This window comes from Bacillus sp. AFS055030, assembly GCF_002574545.1.
In the GTDB taxonomy this organism is placed as follows: Bacteria; Bacillota; Bacilli; order Bacillales; family Bacillaceae_G; genus Gottfriedia.
In genome coordinates this window covers 137,569-155,642 of sequence record NZ_NUGT01000077.1, presented here as the reverse complement: position 1 = coordinate 155,642, position 18,074 = coordinate 137,569, and the positions used below count along the sequence as shown (strand labels likewise).

The 18,074-nt window shown below is 32.0% G+C and carries 18 protein-coding genes; 7 read left to right on the top strand and 11 right to left on the bottom strand.

What is annotated here, in order from left to right; genetic code table 11:
* Positions 1 to 123: 123 nt before the first annotated feature.
* Positions 124 to 3,468 (bottom strand): DNA polymerase III subunit alpha, encoded by a 3,345-nt coding sequence (gene dnaE / locus CN925_RS16785; protein ID WP_098847718.1) that lies wholly within the window; start codon positions 3,466 to 3,468, stop codon positions 124 to 126.
* Positions 3,469 to 3,641: 173 nt separating this feature from the next.
* Here dnaE and ytrH point away from each other — a divergent pair, with 173 nt between their 5' ends.
* Both ytrH and ytrI read left to right on the top strand, forming a co-directional pair.
* The gene (gene ytrH, locus CN925_RS16780; RefSeq protein ID WP_286138445.1) at positions 3,642 to 3,977 is read left to right on the top strand and encodes a sporulation membrane protein YtrH; all 336 of its coding nucleotides are present in this window, start codon (positions 3,642 to 3,644) and stop codon (positions 3,975 to 3,977) included.
* A complete protein-coding gene (gene ytrI, locus CN925_RS16775; RefSeq protein ID WP_098847715.1) occupies positions 3,977 to 4,480 on the top strand; it encodes a sporulation membrane protein YtrI in 504 nt (167 codons plus the stop codon). The genes ytrH and ytrI overlap by 1 nt, the downstream gene beginning before the upstream one ends.
* A 48-nt stretch (positions 4,481 to 4,528) precedes the next feature.
* Here ytrI and CN925_RS16770 read toward each other — a convergent pair whose 3' ends face one another.
* A complete protein-coding gene (locus CN925_RS16770) occupies positions 4,529 to 5,467 on the bottom strand; it encodes a DHH family phosphoesterase (protein ID WP_098847829.1) in 939 nt (312 codons plus the stop codon).
* A 94-nt stretch (positions 5,468 to 5,561) separates the two neighbouring features.
* On the opposite strand from CN925_RS16770, the gene CN925_RS16765 reads away from it, so the two are divergent.
* Both CN925_RS16765 and CN925_RS16760 read left to right on the top strand, forming a co-directional pair.
* Positions 5,562 to 5,852, top strand: a complete 291-nt coding sequence (locus CN925_RS16765; protein ID WP_098847712.1) for a YtpI family protein — start codon at positions 5,562 to 5,564, stop codon at positions 5,850 to 5,852.
* Between the two features lie 33 nt (positions 5,853 to 5,885).
* Positions 5,886 to 6,923 carry a hypothetical protein gene (locus tag CN925_RS16760; RefSeq protein WP_098847709.1) on the top strand — a complete coding sequence of 346 codons (1,038 nt, stop codon included), beginning with the start codon at positions 5,886 to 5,888 and terminating at the stop codon, positions 6,921 to 6,923.
* Positions 6,924 to 6,998: 75 nt separating this feature from the next.
* Here the strand turns inward: CN925_RS16760 and CN925_RS16755 are convergent, their stop codons facing one another.
* Both CN925_RS16755 and CN925_RS16750 read right to left on the bottom strand, forming a co-directional pair.
* Positions 6,999 to 8,315: a DRTGG domain-containing protein gene (locus CN925_RS16755; protein WP_098847703.1), complete on the bottom strand. Its 1,317-nt coding sequence runs from the start codon at positions 8,313 to 8,315 to the stop codon at positions 6,999 to 7,001.
* Between the two features lie 129 nt (positions 8,316 to 8,444).
* Positions 8,445 to 9,131, bottom strand: coding sequence for a metal-dependent hydrolase (locus CN925_RS16750; protein WP_098847701.1), 687 nt, complete (start codon positions 9,129 to 9,131; stop codon positions 8,445 to 8,447).
* Positions 9,132 to 9,321: 190 nt separating this feature from the next.
* Here CN925_RS16750 and CN925_RS16745 point away from each other — a divergent pair, with 190 nt between their 5' ends.
* Positions 9,322 to 10,416, top strand: coding sequence for a M24 family metallopeptidase (locus tag CN925_RS16745; RefSeq protein WP_098847698.1), 1,095 nt, complete (start codon positions 9,322 to 9,324; stop codon positions 10,414 to 10,416).
* A 1-nt stretch (position 10,417) separates the two neighbouring features.
* Positions 10,418 to 10,942, top strand: coding sequence for a GNAT family N-acetyltransferase (locus CN925_RS16740; RefSeq protein WP_098847695.1), 525 nt, complete (start codon positions 10,418 to 10,420; stop codon positions 10,940 to 10,942).
* 58 nt (positions 10,943 to 11,000) lie between these two features.
* Here the strand turns inward: CN925_RS16740 and CN925_RS16735 are convergent, their stop codons facing one another.
* From CN925_RS16735 to CN925_RS16725, 3 genes are all read right to left on the bottom strand, one after another.
* On the bottom strand, positions 11,001 to 11,225 hold the full coding sequence (locus CN925_RS16735) for a hypothetical protein (protein WP_286138442.1): 225 nt from the start codon (positions 11,223 to 11,225) through the stop codon (positions 11,001 to 11,003).
* Positions 11,226 to 11,416: 191 nt separating this feature from the next.
* Positions 11,417 to 12,550 carry an alanine dehydrogenase gene (gene ald / locus CN925_RS16730; protein ID WP_098847692.1) on the bottom strand — a complete coding sequence of 378 codons (1,134 nt, stop codon included), beginning with the start codon at positions 12,548 to 12,550 and terminating at the stop codon, positions 11,417 to 11,419.
* A 193-nt stretch (positions 12,551 to 12,743) separates the two neighbouring features.
* Complete coding sequence (locus tag CN925_RS16725; RefSeq protein WP_098847690.1) at positions 12,744 to 13,517, bottom strand: SDR family oxidoreductase; 774 nt, start codon at positions 13,515 to 13,517, stop codon at positions 12,744 to 12,746.
* Between the two features lie 360 nt (positions 13,518 to 13,877).
* On the opposite strand from CN925_RS16725, the gene CN925_RS16720 reads away from it, so the two are divergent.
* Positions 13,878 to 14,201, top strand: a complete 324-nt coding sequence (locus CN925_RS16720) for a hypothetical protein (protein ID WP_098847687.1) — start codon at positions 13,878 to 13,880, stop codon at positions 14,199 to 14,201.
* 51 nt (positions 14,202 to 14,252) lie between these two features.
* Here the strand turns inward: CN925_RS16720 and CN925_RS16715 are convergent, their stop codons facing one another.
* The 4 genes from CN925_RS16715 to CN925_RS16700 form a co-directional block, all read right to left on the bottom strand.
* Positions 14,253 to 14,441, bottom strand: coding sequence for a hypothetical protein (locus CN925_RS16715; RefSeq protein ID WP_098847685.1), 189 nt, complete (start codon positions 14,439 to 14,441; stop codon positions 14,253 to 14,255).
* Positions 14,442 to 14,584: 143 nt separating this feature from the next.
* The gene (locus tag CN925_RS16710) at positions 14,585 to 15,436 is read right to left on the bottom strand and encodes an EcsC family protein (RefSeq protein WP_098847683.1); all 852 of its coding nucleotides are present in this window, start codon (positions 15,434 to 15,436) and stop codon (positions 14,585 to 14,587) included.
* 105 nt (positions 15,437 to 15,541) lie between these two features.
* Complete coding sequence (locus CN925_RS16705; RefSeq protein ID WP_098847681.1) at positions 15,542 to 16,732, bottom strand: acetate kinase; 1,191 nt, start codon at positions 16,730 to 16,732, stop codon at positions 15,542 to 15,544.
* Positions 16,733 to 16,822: 90 nt separating this feature from the next.
* Positions 16,823 to 17,815, bottom strand: coding sequence for a class I SAM-dependent methyltransferase (locus CN925_RS16700; protein ID WP_098847679.1), 993 nt, complete (start codon positions 17,813 to 17,815; stop codon positions 16,823 to 16,825).
* Positions 17,816 to 18,074: the final 259 nt, after the last annotated feature.

The window sequence follows — 18,074 nt, the reverse complement described above, 5'->3', positions numbered from 1 at the left end:
CTAATGATGACGAGTTGACTTTTCAACTGTTTATTTCTTAGTGATTTTCTTTTTAAAAAAGGAAATTTTCTTTTTGTATGATATCACATGTACGTTAATAATAAATAGTTTAGAGAAGAATGTCTATTTCTTTAATACAACATTTGCATCTCCTACAATTTTTCTTAACATTGCAAGACAATTTACAGTAGGATTTACATAATAATGTTCAGATAATTGAACAGCTTTTTTATCTTCCTCATAATAAAGCACAACTTTTGCATACCCTTTAAACTTAGAAATCGTTTGCTGAATTGTATATGAAATATTTTTATTAGTATGTCCCGTTATTTTAATAAATAAAGTATACTTCTTTTGGTCATTTATTTCTTCCATTTCTTCAATTGTTAGAACTTCATTTATAATTAATTGTTTTCTTTCATCCCGTTCATCAACTTTTGCTTTTACTACGACTACTTCTTTTTCTTTTAATTTATGACGGTATTTTTCAAAAGTAGTCGGAAACACGACCGCATCGATTGAAGTACTTAAATCTTCAACTTGTAAAAAAGCCATATGTTGTTGTTTTTTTGTTTTTGTAACCCTTAAATCCTTAATATAGACAAACAATAGATGTTCTGTATCTTTCTTCATCATAATTGATGAAATAGTCCCGGCATCACTTTCTTTAAGCAGCTTCTCATATTGACTAACTGGATGACCTGATAAATAAGTACCTAAAGCCTGTTTTTCTAATTCAAGCTTAATTGAAATTTTCATTGGATCCACTTTAATAATTTCTGGTTTAGGCACAAATTCTTCATCAAGAAATAAATCAAATTGATCCTCATTTTCAGGTCTTACTATATCCACATAATCAAAGATCATATCAATATTTGCTAATAGTGTCGCACGGTCAAGCTCAAACTCATCAAAGCATCCCGAAAAAATTAAATTCTCTATACTTTTTCGGTTTAATGCTTTTGGTGAAATTTTAATACACACTTCAAAAAAATCTTTATATGGCCGTTTTTGTAGAATTTCTCTTACAGTCGCCATTCCAATATTTTTAATTGCTAATAGACTATATCGAATGCCATTTCCTTCAACTACAAAAGCATATTGGCTTTTATTTATTGAAGGTGGATAGATTGGGATCCCTTTCAATTTTGCTTCACCAATATAATTCGATACTTTCTCTTCACTTCCTATAAAACTCGATAGCAGTGCTGCATAAAATTCTAGAGGAAAATTTGCTTTTAAATATGCTAGCTGATACGCAATCATACTATACGCAACAGCATGACTTCTATTAAATCCATAGTTAGCAAATTGAACAATTAAATCGTATACTTCATTTGCAACTTGTTCATCATAACCTTTAGCAAGTGCGCCTTCTACAAAATGAATTCTTTCTTTGTCTAAAACTTCCTTCTTCTTTTTACTTACTGCTCTACGAAGTAAATCTGCTTCACTTAAGGTAAACCCTGAAAGAGTTGAAGCAATTTGCATGATTTGCTCTTGATAAATAATTACGCCATATGTTGGTTTTAATATTTTTTCTAAAACTGGATGCGGATAGGTAACTTTCTCCAATCCATGTTTATATTGAATAAATTTAGGGATTTGCTCCATTGGACCTGGACGATATAACGCGTTTACAGCAACTATATCTTCAAACTGATTCGGTTGTAGTTGCTGTAGTACTCTTCTCATCCCTGATGATTCTAGTTGAAATACACCTGAAGTATCACCTTTACTAAGAATTTCAAATGTTTTTGAATCTTGTAACGGAATTTCTTCTAAACGAATTACTTCGCCTTTTGATTCATAAATTAATCGACAGACCTCTTCCAATAAGCTTAAGTTACGTAGGCCAAGGAAGTCCATCTTTACTAAACCAAGCTCTTCAAGTATTTCTGCAGGATATTGTGTTAAAAACACTCCATGATTCCCCTCTTGTAAGGGGACAACATTTGTTAACGGAAGTTCAGAAATAATAACACCTGCCGCATGAATACTTGTATGACGAGGAAAACCTTCAACTTGGCAAGCTACTTCAAATATCCGTTTATGAATACCAGAATGTTCTACGTGACTTTTAAATGCTTTTGATTGCTCATAGACATCTTTTAATGAAATTCCGAGAGATGAAGGAATGAGCTTCGAATAACGATCTATTTCTGTTGGTGTTAGCCCCATTACTCTTGCAATATCTCGAATGGCTGCTTTTGCTCCTAATGTTCCGAATGTAATAATTTGTGCAACATGTACATCACCATATTTTGCAGCTACATAATCAATCATTTCATCTCGTCGATGATCAGGAAAGTCAATATCAATATCTGGCATTGTAATTCTTTCTTCATTTAAAAATCGTTCAAATAGTAAATGATAATGGATTGGGTCTACATTTGTAATTTTTAATACGTATGCCACTAAAGATCCCGCGGCGGAACCACGTCCTGGTCCAACAAATATCCCTTTTTCATGTGCATATTTAATAAAGTCCCAAACAATGAGGAAGTAATCATTAAATCCCATCTTATCGATTGTATTTAACTCAAATTCTAATCTTTGTTTAAGTTCATCACTAATATCCCCATACCGCTCTATCATGCCATTTTCGCAAACCATTTTTAAATATTCCAATGTAGAATATCCATCAGGTACTGGATACTTAGGCAATAACGGCTGATGAAAAGGTATCGTTACATTACAAATATCTGAAATATGGATCGTGTTTTGAAATGCTTCTTCTTCATCAGAGAACAGCTTCACTAATTCGTTTTTTGATTTATAATAATATTCGTTAGAAAGTAATCTTGGTCTTGATTCATCTGATAACTTAGTACCATTTTTAACTGAAAATAATGCATCTTGTATAAGTGCATCCTCTTTTTCAATATATCGAACGTCATTTGTAACAACTAAACCGATGTTTGTTTCTTTTTGTACTTGTTTAATTAATGGATATAACAAACGATCTTCAGGTAAACCGTGATCTTGAATACTGACAAAAAAGTGATCGAAAATTGTTTGGTATTCTTTTACATGAACAATAGCTCTTTCGATTTCTCCATTTAATAGTAAGTTTTCAATTTCTCCCTCGATTCCTGGTGTAATTGCAATCACACCGGTACTATATGCCGATAACCACTTTTTAGGAATTCCTTCTGGTGATTTCGTCCCTATAATACTTGTAAGTTTTAGAAGGTTTTGATAACCTGTCAAATCTTTTGCTAATAAAATCATCGGATAAGACTGCTGTTCATCCATTAAAATTGAGATTTTCACCCCAACAATTGGCTTAATCCCCGCTTTTTTACACGCATGATAAAAAGGAATTACCCCGTACATGACATTTTCATCTGCAATAGCAAGCGCAGGATGTCCTTCTCTAACAGCAGCATTAATTAATTCATCTATTTTACATGCACTTTGCAATAAACTATAAGAACTTTGAACTTGCAAATGAACAAAACTCATCTACATTCCTCCTTACCATCTTTTTAATATAATCTATTCTATCACAAAACACGAACTTACATTCTATTTTTGTTCGTAAAAAAGAAAACAAATCATTTATTTTAAACTTACTTTAATACTCATCATACACGTAACAATTTGTCCATATATATTAATTGAAGGAGTGAGGACAATTGGAGCTTAAGTTGCCATTCATACCAGCATTAATTTCAATGTATTTTATTTCACTAGGAATTATAATAGGTGGATCGATCATTGGTTCAATTGGTTACTATGTCATTGGACAGCCACCACTTAGCAGCATGTATGATTTATCAATGAAACTACGAATTTGGGCAATTGTTGGGGCGATAGGTGGAACATTTGATACATTTTATAGTTTTGAAAAAGGATTATTTGAAGGAGAAACAATCGAATTCATTAAGCAAATTATCATGATTATAGCCGCCATGGGTGGAACACATACAGGTACAATCATTATCCAATGGTTTACAGGAGAACATGTATAATGAAAGCTCCTCCAGAACAACTCTCACACTCTTGGGCAAAATTTTTTGTAGGCATTTTTTTCGGGTTTATCATTAGCTGGCTTGTCTTTATTTATTTTTATGGAGTGACAGAAGAAGAACAAGTAAAACAAATAACTGAATTGAAAATGCTCAATAAAGAATATTTAAGAGATAAAAATATATTTTTTGAAAATATGGAGCGAATGAACAAGGAAAAGAAACGAAATTTAACCGTTCAAGAAATCAAAGTGACAATCTTAAATTACAAACAATACAATATAAATGTATATACGAATCATCAACTTATTAGTGATGTAAAGAATGACCTAAGTAACCTACTTACTCAAGATATAAAAAGTGTTTCCCAAAATCGTGAATTATTAAGACGGGCGATCGAAAACAAAGTTTATATTAAAGATGATCGGCGATTTAAACTTGAAATCGATACAATCTATTTTGATACCGTATTAGAAATTACATTAAAAATAAAAAGCACAAAATAAATGAGAGGCTAGACTGCTTGATTAGCCTCTCAAATTTATTTTCAACTTTTATATTTCTTCTCTACAAACTTTTTGTAATTCTTCCACTACTTTTTCTGCTTCTTCCCATGAGAAGATTTTCGCTCCAGATGCAAGCGGATGTCCACCACCGTTAAACATCGCAGCTACTCCATTAATAACTGGTCCTTTTGAACGAAGACGTACTCGAATTAATTCCTCTTCTTCTAAAAAGATCACCCAAGCTTTTACCCCTTTTATATGTCCAAGTGAACTTACAGCCAATGAAGCTTGTTCAGAGTTTACATTATATTCATCCATTAGAGCCTTTGTCATGTTGATATGACCGACTCCCTCTTTGGTTAATTTAAAATTTTGAAGAACATATCCATTTAAATGAGCCATCTCAATTGATGTTTCGTACATATTGTCATATATTTCATTAATAGAAAAATCCTTTTTAATCAAACTACTAGCTGCATGAAAAGTTCTTTCTGTTGTACTTGGAAATAAGAATCTTCCTGTATCCCCTATAATTCCCGCATAAATTAGTCTCGCAGCTTCGTCAGTTACGACTAATTGTTCATTACTACTCTCTGCAAGTTCAAAAATTAACTCACTAGTTGAACTGGCAGTAGTATCTACATGCATAATGTCTCCGTATTGATCTACGTTTGGATGATGGTCAATTTTGATCAGTTTCTTTCCAGTTGAATATCTAGCATCATCTACTCGTTCAGTATTAGCAGTATCACAAACAATGACAAGTGCATCCTTATAGACTTCATCTTCAATTTCATCCATTTTATATAAAAACGCTAGAGACTCAGGCAATTGTCCTACTACATATACTTTTTTAGCAGGATAACTTGCTTTAATCATCTCTGCTAAACCACACTGTGAACCAATAGCATCTGGATCTGGACGAACATGACGATGAATGATTATCGTATCAAACGAATGGATATCTTTTAAAATTTGTTCCTTCAACATTAAACTCTCCTTTATATGAAAACTTTTGAAATATAGTTTCTATGACTGTAAAATATAATTATGTATTTAGTCATTGAAAGGTGGAAGCTAAGTGAATAGCATTGCAACAATAGTAATTATATCTTTTCTATTCTTCTTATTTTACGTTACCAAATTTTTCTTTACAAGCGAACTACTAACAAAAAAAATTGCAGGATCACGTGCAAGATTAACTTTTGGATTATTCCTATTGCTTTACGGTATAAACCAAATTGTGATAGATCTTGAATTAATAAGAATTTGTGTTGGGATTGTGTTCATCGTTTTTGGTGTGGCAAATCTATATCGTGGATACTTACAGAATAAACATTATAAAGCAATTGAAAATAAACAAACTGTTTAATCTTAAAGTAATCTAGAAAGTGAGAAAACTTACATGATGACAGAAGAACTATTTTCATCAAAATTTGATGAACTAGTAGAATTATCACATTCTAGTATTAAACTTCAAAAACTACTGACATTTGCAGAAGAATTAGAGAATCAAGAGGAATGGGGATATCTATATTACGTTAATATGGAATTAGCCGAAACTGCTTTTTCTATTGGTGAAATAGACTTATTTATTGATACCTTTTTATGGTGTGTAGATTTATATGATCAAAACGAAGAACGTATCGATCAAGAGCAGATTCTATGGCTGTATAAATGGTTGTTAGAAATAATACCCCAGTCACTAAGATTCTCTTTAGAGGAAATTCATCATTATTTCGAGGATTTTAAGAATCGTTTAGTAATTGCTAACTTTTCTTTAAGACCGTATTTTCAAGCTCTATTTATAATGAACTTATATTTAGGTCAAATTGATTACGCAAAACAAAGCTATCAACTATATAAAAAATCTCCAAGGGATAATTTAAGTAATTGTGAAAAATGTGAAATGTATAGCGAAATGATTTATTTACTAAAAACTGATCATCTTCAAGAAGCCTTAAATTTACAAAATAAAATAATGAATAGTACTGTTGATTGTGACGAAGCGATTCACAAATCCTATTCAAAATTACTTCTTCCTTTACTAGAAGATAGAAAAATTGATGAAGCATTAATCATTCAACAAAAAGCATATTTTGTAACATATAATCGCACTAAATACATTCCTGAACTAAGTGAGCAAATCATTTTTTTAACGTTTTGTGATCCGGATAGAGCAATTGAATTGTTTTATAAACATGTTGATTTATGCGACAATCTTTCGAATCTATCATATAAATTCGAATTTTGGCTAGCAGCATTATTTATGGCGAAAAAATTGAAAATAAATGAAGATGAATTTATTTACGACTTAGTGAAATTAGAAAAAATTGTATATGACTTAGCAAAAGATTTTGATACTAGAAACGAAAATAATGAATTTGTTAATCGGGTTAATAAACTACTTTCGAATGTAAAAAACGGGATGATTTTTTCATAAACTTCAAAGGCAGGGAATGGTTTCCTGCTTTTTTATTTTGTAAAAAAAATGGAAGCCCTAATATGGCTTCCATATCTATCGATCTAATAACTGCATCATCATTAACGCTTTACCAACTAATGTTCCTTGCTGAAATACTTCAACATCGACTTTTCCAAACTTACGACCCAATTCTAAAACTTTTGGTTTAATTTCAATGACATCATCAATTTGAACTGGCTGTACGAAGTAAATAGTTATATTTTCTACGATTAAGTCCCCTTTTTTCATATCACGAACGGCTCGTTTACCTGCCTCGGTTACAATCGTCGTAAATACGCCATGTGAAAGAGTACCAATTACATTCGTCATTTGCGGAGTTACATTACATCTAATTGTAAAGTCCTCATTTTTTTGATCTTTATTATTATGAAATTGACTAGTAACGATATCATCAATTGTTTCGCCCACTTGAGGCTGACGTTGTAATTGCTGCAGTGCTTCAAGTACATCTTGACGACTTATAATACCGATTAAGTTATTCGATGTATTTACGACCGGTAGCAACTCTATACCTTCCCAAACCATCATTCTAGCGGCTGCAGCAACCGACATCTTTTCATTTACACTGATTGGATGTCTAGTCATCACTTTATCAATTCTTTGGGTTCTTTGTTCATGTATGATATCCTTTGAAGTTACAATGCCAATTAACTTACCTCGATCATCAATTACAGGATATCTTCCATGACCTGTTTCTCGATTATATTCATACCATTTTTCAACTTCATCAAATGGAGAGAGTGTAGCTGTTTTTTCAGTTGGTATTAAAATATCTTCAACTAGTACGATATCTTTCTTAATTAACTGATCATAAATTGCACGATTAATTAATGTCGCAACAGTAAACGTATCATAACTAGAAGAAATAATCGGCATTTTCATTTCGTCCGCAAGACGTTTTACGCTTTCATCTGTATCAAATCCACCTGTTACTAAAACTGCTGACCCTTCTTTTAATGCTAATTCATGCGCATTTACTCGGTTTCCGACGATTAATAAATTATTTGCACTAATATATCTCATCATCGCATCAAGCTGCATTGCACCAATAACAAACTTATTAAGTGTTTTATGTAATCCTTCTTTTCCACCTAAAACTTGTCCATCAACGATATTAACAACTTCGGCAAAAGTTAATTTTTCAATATTTTCTTTTCTTTTTGTTTCAATTCGAATTGTCCCTACTCGTTCAATAGTACTAACAAATCCTTTATTTTCTGCATCTTTAATTGCTCTATATGCAGTACCTTCGCTTACACTTAAATCTTTTGCAATTTGTCTAACTGATATTTTATGACCGACTGGTAGTTGTTCAATATGTTCTAGTATTTGATCATGCTTTGTAGTCAATTACCTCACCAAGCTTTCAATGGTTGTATTAATATTTTTATTAACTATTATATAACAATTCATACCATGAAAAAAAGCACGTTTCAACGTGCTTCTAGTACTGTACTAATATTTTTTCTATGCCAGATACTACAATAGTGTAATTGTTGTATTTGGCTCATGAATAAAACCATTATTTTTTGGTAATTTTGCAAGGAACTCATTTGGGTCTACTTGGATTGGTGGAAATGTATTATAATGCATTGGAATGACTTGCTGTGCGTTAATCCACTCAGAAGCAATCACTGCATCGTCGATTCCCATTGTAAAATGATTACCAATTGGTAAATAGGCTATATCAATATTTTCATACTCACCTAATGTTTTCATTCCTCTGTATAATGCGGTATCACCAGCATGATAAATTGTTTTACCAGCTATTTTTAATAAGACGCCTGATGGTGGTCCTACATTAATAATTTGTTTATTTTCTTCATCAACAATACTTGAACCATGAATCGCTTCTACTAATTTTAGCTTACCAAATGAAAACTCTTTTTCTCCCCCGATATGCATAGGGACAACATTAACACCTTGCCAAGAGATCCATGTTGCTAATTCTACTGGAGCAATAACAGTTGCATCATTTCGTTTCGCAAGTTCAACTGTGTCACCTAAATGATCACCATGACCGTGTGTTACATAAATATAATTCACTTTAATATTTTCTACTTTCACATTAGTATGTGGATTACCATTAATAAATGGGTCAATAATAATTGAATCTTGACCGTGTTCTACTAAAATAACACTATGCCCAAAATATGTAATTTTCAATTGAAGTCGCTCCTTTATTTTAAAATTAGTCTCTAACACATTTTAACAGATTATTTTCTATTACAAAAATTTGAAATACGTTAACTATTTTACGAAATTCGATAAAAAATGATAAAATAGGAGTGTTACAAACTGTAGAGACTTTTTTTGTTTATTGCAGTAAATTGTTTTTTAAGAAAGGATGTTACACATGGAACACCGTATACAAAATCTATCAACTTGGTTAAAAGAACAAGATATTCAACTAGGATTTATTACATCTACTGAGAACGTATTTTATTTAACTAATTTCCATTGTAATCCACATGAACGTCTTTTAGCTTGTCTTGTATTTCCAAATGAAGAGCCAATTCTTGTCTGTCCACAAATGGAAGTTGGACATGTACAAAATGCTGGCTGGAAATATGGCGTAATAGGCTTTAATGATAGTCAAGACCCTTGGGCAATGATTCAAGAATCATTAGCAAAACGCAATATTTCAGTAAATCGTATGGCGATTGAAAAAGAACATCTTCTAGTTGGCCGCTATGAAAGATTAGTACAACTTTTCCCTGGTGCACAATTCCTTGCAGCTGAGGAAAAATTACATGACTTACGTTTAATTAAAGATAGTGAAGAAATTCGTCGTATGCAAGTTGCTGCTGAAGCGGCTGACATGGCTTGCCAAATTATTGTTGATCGTATTGCTGAAGGCAAAACAGAAATGGATTTAATTGCTGAAATGGAATATGAAATGAAGAAAAAAGGCATTTCTAAAACATCATTTAGCACTTTAATATTAACTGGTGCAAATTCAGCTTTACCACATGGTAATCCAGGTACAAACCCAATTAAAAAGGGTGATTTCGTACTTATGGACCTAGGTTTTATCGTTGATGGATATTGCTCAGATATTACTCGTACAGTAATGTTTGGTCAACCAAATGAGCAACAACGAGAAATTTATGAAACCGTTTTAAAAGGTCAACTTGCTGCAATCGAAGTAAGTAAACCAGGCGAGGTATTAGGAAATGTTGATCGTGCTGCTCGCCAAGTCATCGCAAACGCTGGATATGGCGAATATTTCGTTCACCGTATTGGTCACGGTTTAGGTATTGGTATCCACGATTACCCATCAGTAAATGATTCAAATACTGATATTATTAAAACGGGTATGTCATATACAATTGAACCAGGAATCTATGTACCAAATATAGGTGGCGTTCGTATTGAAGATGATATCGTTATTACAGAAACAGGTGCAATCACATTAACAAAATTCCCTAAAGAATTAATCATCCTATAATATGAATCAAGCCGAACTACTAACGATTCGACAAGTACTTCCATCAGATGTCCCAATTATGCACAAATGGGAATGTGATGAAGAGATTGGTAAACTTGTCGGAATAGAAAAACCACGTTCTTTAGATGAAATGCTACAAGGATATGGAAAATATTTTGACGGACTTAAACCTAATCTCCGTTTGTTCACAATCGAATACAATGGTATTTGTGTTGGAAGAATTGAATTAGGAAATCTTGATCAAGAGAATAATCATGCCGCTTTTGGAATCGTAATTGGAGATCAATCAATGCAAAATAAAGGAATTGGTTCATTTGCATTAAACTATCTACTAAATTACGCTTTTAATGAATTAAAACTCATAAAAATATATGGTGAAGTATACGATTACAATATCGCTTCACAAAATTTCCTTACAAAACTAGGCTTTCATTTAGATGGTATATTGCGCAAGCATGAGTTTTTTAAAGGTGCTCATCGTGATATGTATCAATATAGCATTTTGAAAGAAGAATATAATTTTTAATAAAGTTTAATTACCAAGTAAAAACCCCTTTCATCATATAGAGAAGGGGGTTTTTATTTTATACCTTTTGAAGGATCGTATGTTGTAATGGAACACCACCCATTGATACATTTCGTTCAATTAGATGATATTGTTTACCATTTATGATAAAAAGTCTATTTCCTCTGTAATCAACTGTTTTACCTTGGCTTTGTAATTCAGCCTTCACAGCCTTCGCATATTCATTTAAATCTAAATAGCGCTCATCTAAATCTAATGTAATATTTTGGTTACGATAACCCATTAGCCAGTTAAACCCCAAAATACCCATAATCAGAAAAATAAGTATAAAAATAAATTCCAATTCTATCACCCTTTTTACATAAAATGGAAATTACAATCTAATTATACTATAAATTACAAAGTGACTGTTATTAGAATTGAGAATAACATAAAATCCCTTTACCGATTTCGATAAAGGGATTTTACTTTTTATTAGTTTGTAGAAACAGATGTACCTTGTAATAAAGTAGTTGCTTCTTTATATTCTAAGCCGTGAGCTTCTGCTACTGCTTCGTATGTTACATATCCATCAAGTGTATTAATACCTTTGAATAATGCAGCGTTATCTAAGCAAGCTTTTTGATAACCTTTGTTAGCAATTTGAACTGCATAAGGTACTGTAACATTTGTTAGTGCCATTGTAGAAGTACGAGGAACCGCACCAGGCATGTTTGCTACAGCGTAGTGTACTACTCCATGCTTCTCATATGTTGGGAAATCATGAGTTGTAATACGATCTGTTGTTTCGAAAATACCACCTTGGTCAATTGCAATATCAACTACAACTGAACCTGGTTCCATTGTTTCGATCATTTCTTTTGTTACAAGTTTTGGTGCTTTTGCACCTGGAATTAATACTGCACCGATTACTAGATCAGATTCTTTAACTGCTTCAGCAATATTGTAAGGGTTTGACATTAAAGTCGTAATTTGATGACCAAAAATGTCATCTAGTTGACGTAAACGATCTGGATTTAAGTCAATCATCGTTACATGAGCACCAAGACCAACAGCTACTTTAGCAGCATTTGTTCCTGCTACACCTCCACCAATGATTGTAACTTTTCCACGACGTACTCCTGGTACTCCACCTAATAAAATACCTTTTCCGCCTTTATTTTTCTCAAGGAATTGAGCACCGATTTGAGCTGACATACGTCCTGCTACTTCACTCATTGGAGTTAATAATGGTAATGTATTACCAACTTGTACAGTTTCGTATGCAATTCCTACTACTTTATTATCAATTAAAGCCTTAGTTAATTCAGGCTCTGGAGCTAAATGTAAGTATGTGAATAAAATTAATCCTTCACGGAAATATCCATATTCGCTTGGAATTGGTTCTTTAACTTTCATAACCATTTCGTTATTCCAAGCCTCTTCTGCAGTTTCAACAATTGTTGCACCGGCATTTACGTATTCTTCATTCGTAAACCCTGAACCAAGTCCAGCATTTGTTTCAATAAAAACTGAATGACCATGTCCAACTAAGTTCATTACTCCAGCTGGTGTCATTGCTACACGATTTTCGTTGTTTTTTATTTCTTTTGGTACCCCAATGCGCATGTTATTTCCCCCTGAAATATATTTAATTCGTGTCTCTTAAAGAGCTTTATTTATTAAATAAATATTACATTTTTATATTAACACAAAACAATAGTGCAGAAAATGAAAACGCTTAATTTCCTTTAATAAATATTAATTCAGAATCTTTTTTTACTATAAATTATGCTTTATAAATGGAATTGTCCATGAATTCTCACGATAATGGAATATGTCTGTATTTATTAATAACATCCAATCCACCAGTTACTTCAAAAATATCTCCAGTAATAAAATCAGACTCTTCCTTACACAAAAACTGTACCATTCTTGCTATATCTTCTCCCGTACCAGATCTTCCAACTGGTGCAAGGCCTTTTCCTTCCTTACTTGCATCTGTTTGATTTGATTCTTTCATATCACCAAAAATATCTCCAGGACAAATCATATTAGATGTTATGCCATTTTCAGCCTCCTCATAGGCTATTGTTTTAGTTAATGATACTAGACCGACTTTAGCTGCACTGAATGCAGAACGATAAATCCATCCCGAAGCTGAATTGGCACCTTGAAACCCATAATTTATTATCCGTCCATATTTTTGCTTTCGCATAATTGGAATAATTTGCTTTAAAAGATAAAACACGCTATGCAAATTTCCATACAACAAGTATTCCCATTCTTCATCCGTATAGTCAGCCAGTTTTTTTCGGTTAAATAAATACGGGCCAGCATTATTAATAAGGCAATCAACCCTTCCGAATTTCTCCATCGTTTTTGAGACAATCTCATTAATAAATTTTTTATCGCAAATATCACCTTTTACAAAAAGAACTCGGTCCAAGTAATCTTTCCATTCTTCTTTTCGCGCTTTGACAGCTTGTTCATCAGAAAAGTATGTAACAGTTACAGAATAACCTTCGTTTAAAAATGATTCAGTTACTTTCTTCCCTAACCCCTTCGATCCTGCTGTAATGACAGCATGCCTCATAAAACTCTTCCTTTCAAGTCTAAAAATAATTTTATATATTCGTGAAAATCATCTAGATAAATCAATCAATTGTATGTATTTTTAATAACCTTTTTAAATATGTTATTTATCCATAAAAGTCAATTCATTAAAAATTTTGCCATTTTCTTATACAACTATCTTTAATTTAGTAAGATTATTTTATTAAAAGATATCTATGTTTTCTATTATTATGAATTATTTTCCTTTTATTTTAATAATTTTTATTTTTAGATTTTAAACTATTTACAGACAATTCTTTATCACAAATCTAGAAATTTAAAAATCAATATGTTTCACATAATTTTTCAATGTATAATATAGTGAAGAGGTGGAGTAAAAATGTTACAAGATTATTTTTCATACGATGAACGATTAGGTATTTTTCTACCAAGCCTTAAGTTGGATTGGGAAGATTACTCTCACGATCAGCAACAAATGATTCTAACAGAATGGGAATATATACGTGGTAGTATACCTGATCAAATTAAGCGATTAGAGTTTTCGATTAACCATAAACAAGAGCAATTAAATCATGAGTCTGACTTTGTATTGAGCTGTAAATTAAATTCTGAAATTGCAGATTTGGCATCAATTATTAACGATCTTTGGATTTGGTTTAGAAGTAATCAACAAATTTCCAATGATACAAAAATACACGGCTAAAAAAGCTAACAATAAATTTGTTAGCTTTTTCCATTACCACTATTGTTATGTTTATTCATTTTCGCGCTTTTGAATTTGTAGAAGAGTCTCTCCGATTATTTTTAGTTCCTCTTTTAGTCGGATCGTTTCATTTGCAACTTTTTCGGAAGATGCTTCTTTAATTTGCTTGTTTAGTTGGTCAACCACTTTTCGTAACTTTCCAATGGATTGTTCCAGTTGAAAACTTGATGTTGGCTTCATAATTCTCTCCTTGAATGGTTTTCTTTTAGCATACCATATACTCGTTTACAACCAAACCGCTATTCAAGGAACTACGTATATTGACCAAGCTATACTCTAATAAAGCTAACACAAAAAATTATTATCTTCTCTAATTTGATTTATTAATCTGCTGGCTCATAGTTTACCCGTTCTGATAATATACGATATTGATAAAATTTCTTCGTATAATCTAATACGTTTTTTGTAAAAGATTCATTCCATTTTGAGCCAACAGTAACGCCTAATAAAGGAATGCCACCAAGTACTTTATTTCGTAATGAATGAATCATTAATAACTTGCACATTTGTAAGATGACTGCGTAATAAACCCCTTCTCCCTTAAATTCATTTTCCCAAGTTGCAAATACGTCTGAATCCTCATGCTTTAAAATATCGTCCATTAAATTACTCCAAACAACATATTTTTCGGTAGAAGGGAGAATTGCACCTTGTAACACTTTTAAGCTACACTCCATCTCTTTTGGAATACTTACATCATATCCATAACAAAGGGCTATTTCTTGTACAGTTTTAAGATTAATAAATAACAAAGCCGGTAAATCTCCAAATAAAGCAAGCTTTGAACTAGATCCACTTATTCCACCTTGAACACTTGAGACAATTAATGCTTTCGATATTTCTTGTTCAGCTAAGAAATTTAATTGTCTTAATGGTAACTTTCTTAAATCGCTTATGGTCCTAATATCTCTTCTTAATATTTGTGCTCGATTTAGAATATCTAATTTCTTATCTTGAAACTGTTTTGTTGTTTGTATTAAAGATTGAGTGTGGAAAAAAGCAGTTGAAAAAAATTCATTTAAAGTTTTCGAATAGCCCTGAGGTATTTTTTTGAGGAGAAAATTAGAAGCATTTTGATACATCAGTTCAATTTTATTTAAATTTTGCTGTTGATGTTTCTTTTCAATCAAATCGTTTAGTTCAAGCCATAGATTATATTCTTTCATTTGATCCATACTATCACCTCAAATATAAAAAAACGTAGAGCCAAAAAGTGATCTCATTTTAAGAATATGAGGTCATCTATTTTTGTATGCTCTACGTTTATGTTTACTAACGGATTATTTCATTCCAACTCGTACTACATCTCTTGCGATTACAACTTCTTCATTTGTAGGAATTACGATTACTTTAACTGGAGAATGATCGAAGCTAATGAAAGCTTCTTTTCCTCTAAAGTTATTTTTACTTGGGTCAAAATACACACCCATAAATTCAAGACCTTCAAGAACGGCTTGACGAATTTCAGGTCCATTTTCACCAATACCTGCAGTGAAAATGATTGCATCTACGCCTTTCATACGAGCAGCGTATGAACCTAAATATTTGTGGATACGGTTTACGAATACACTTTGAGCAATCTTCGCACGTTTATTACCTTCTTCAGCTGCAGTCTCAATGTCGCGTAAGTCACTTGAGAATCCAGAGATTCCAAGCATACCACTTTGTTTATTTAAAACATCAAGTACTTCCTCAGCTGTTTTACCTGTTTTTTCCATAATAAATGGTATTAAAGCAGGGTCTAAGTTACCTGAACGAGTTCCCATTGTTACACCAGCAAGCGGAGTGAATCCCATTGAAGTATCAATTGATTTTCCTCCATCAACTGCAGCAATACTTGCACCATTTCCTAAGTGACATGAAATAAGTCTTAATTCTTCAAGTGGCTTACCAATTAATTCAGCAGCTCTTTCTGTTACATACTTATGTGATGTACCGTGGAATCCATATTTACGAATACCAAATTGTTTATAGTACTCATAAGGTAAGCTATATAAGTAAGATTCTTCAGGCATTGTTTGATGGAATGCAGTATCAAATACAGCTACTGCAGGAACATTTGGTAATAATTCTTTAAATGCACGAATACCAACTAAGTTAGCTGGGTTATGAAGTGGAGCTAAATCTGAAAGTTGATCAATTTGTTGTTCAACTTCTTCAGTGATTAAAGCAGAATCTGTGAATAATTCTCCACCGTGAACTACACGATGTCCAACACCATGAATTTCATCGAATGAAGAAATAATTCCTAAACCTGTTAGCTTTTCAAGAAGCATTTTTACTGCAACAGAATGATCAGCAATATCAGTTACTTCTTTAATTTTTTCACCGTTTACTGAAATTACAAAAACGCTATCCTTTAAACCGATACGTTCTACTAAACCAATTGTAAGTACTTTTTCGCTAGGCATTTCAATTAATTGAAATTTTAATGACGATGAACCTGCATTAATAGCAAGAATGTTTGCCATGTTTTTACATCTCCTTTAAACATGAAACTGTTATATTTTTTAAGCTGAAATTATTATAACACAAATTAGTTTACGTGTTTAAAAGTTCAATTATTGTAAATTTTCTTTAAACCATTCATTCATTTGAAGCATAATATCTTCAACTGCCTTCATATTCGATAACTTAGGGAAATCAACTAATAAAGCCTGTTTTGGCTTCTTCATATTTTCTGCATTTTTGCGGATAATTAATATACTTTTTTGATGTCTTTCGTCCTTAAAGGCAGATACTGGCAACTGTATCAATCCTTGAATAACACCTGTTTCATTAATATAGCTTTGTAATTGCGCAGATTGCTCTGAAGTAAATAAGTGATTTGGCACTAATGAGATGAAAAATCCACCAGATTTTAAGTAGTTCATACTTTGCTCAATAAATAAATGATGAGCATAAGACATGCCTTCTTTTGCTTTTAAATTATATTCTTTTGCACGATCAGCGTTTGGATAATACCCAATGGGTAAGTCACAAACGACAAGATCAACCGGATCAACAAATAAAGGCGCTAAACTATCTTGATTAAATAGTTCTATTTCATGTCCTAATAAGTTGCCAATAACGAATGCAATTCTAACAAGAACGTCGTCTACATCTATTCCAACAGAAGCAGCAAATTTATCCTTTGTAGAATTTAAAATTGTTAATAAAAGATTTCCTGTACCAATCGCTGGATCTAAAATCGTTAAATTTTGTTTACCTTCAGTCAACTTTCCAACTAAATAAGTAATAATAAAAGCAATACCATCTGGCGTCATTTCATGGTTTGTTTGTACCCCTTGCTTCATACCTTTTAATATCGCTAATTGAAATGCTCTACGAATACTCTCATTATCTTTTGAAACGGCTGTGAATTGTTGAATTGTATTCATAAGCTTTTCTTTTTGTGAACCAGTAATTTCTTCTTGCATTACTTCCCCTTCAAAGAAATTTTCACCTGTTTCAATTAATGCCTCTAAATAAGAAATTTCTAAATTATCTTTTAAACATTCTGTCGATTCATCTATGTATTTAAATAAAAATTCCACTGAATTCTCTTTTACCATTTTTCCTTCCTCACTTTCATAATAGAACAGTCATTGTTTTTCATTATACGTATGGCTCTTAAACGTGTCCACTTTAATAAATTCTTCTATTAGAAAGTATTTGGTTTTTTTCATTCATTTTAATCCAGTACTGTTAATTTAATTTTAATTGAAGAGTATTTACTTTTAATTAATACATTTTGAATTTTTTATGTAGTTTTTATTGATCAGTATATAAAAAAATAAAGACCTCTATTAGTAAGGTCCTTATTTTCGTACT

Coding starts and splice junctions, on each gene's coding strand:
- CN925_RS16710 (WP_098847683.1), bottom strand. CDS start 15,436: ATGGATCAAATGAAAGAATATAATCTATGGCTTGAACTAAACGATTTG.
- CN925_RS16715 (WP_098847685.1), bottom strand. CDS start 14,441: ATGAAGCCAACATCAAGTTTTCAACTGGAACAATCCATTGGAAAGTTA.
- CN925_RS16705 (WP_098847681.1), bottom strand. CDS start 16,732: ATGGCAAACATTCTTGCTATTAATGCAGGTTCATCGTCATTAAAATTT.
- CN925_RS16725 (WP_098847690.1), bottom strand. CDS start 13,517: ATGAGGCATGCTGTCATTACAGCAGGATCGAAGGGGTTAGGGAAGAAA.
- ald (WP_098847692.1), bottom strand. CDS start 12,550: ATGCGCATTGGGGTACCAAAAGAAATAAAAAACAACGAAAATCGTGTA.
- CN925_RS16720 (WP_098847687.1), top strand. CDS start 13,878: ATGTTACAAGATTATTTTTCATACGATGAACGATTAGGTATTTTTCTA.
- CN925_RS16735 (WP_286138442.1), bottom strand. CDS start 11,225: ATGGGTTATCGTAACCAAAATATTACATTAGATTTAGATGAGCGCTAT.
- CN925_RS16740 (WP_098847695.1), top strand. CDS start 10,418: ATGAATCAAGCCGAACTACTAACGATTCGACAAGTACTTCCATCAGAT.
- CN925_RS16760 (WP_098847709.1), top strand. CDS start 5,886: ATGATGACAGAAGAACTATTTTCATCAAAATTTGATGAACTAGTAGAA.
- CN925_RS16745 (WP_098847698.1), top strand. CDS start 9,322: ATGGAACACCGTATACAAAATCTATCAACTTGGTTAAAAGAACAAGAT.
- dnaE (WP_098847718.1), bottom strand. CDS start 3,468: ATGAGTTTTGTTCATTTGCAAGTTCAAAGTTCTTATAGTTTATTGCAA.
- ytrI (WP_098847715.1), top strand. CDS start 3,977: ATGAAAGCTCCTCCAGAACAACTCTCACACTCTTGGGCAAAATTTTTT.
- CN925_RS16700 (WP_098847679.1), bottom strand. CDS start 17,815: ATGGTAAAAGAGAATTCAGTGGAATTTTTATTTAAATACATAGATGAA.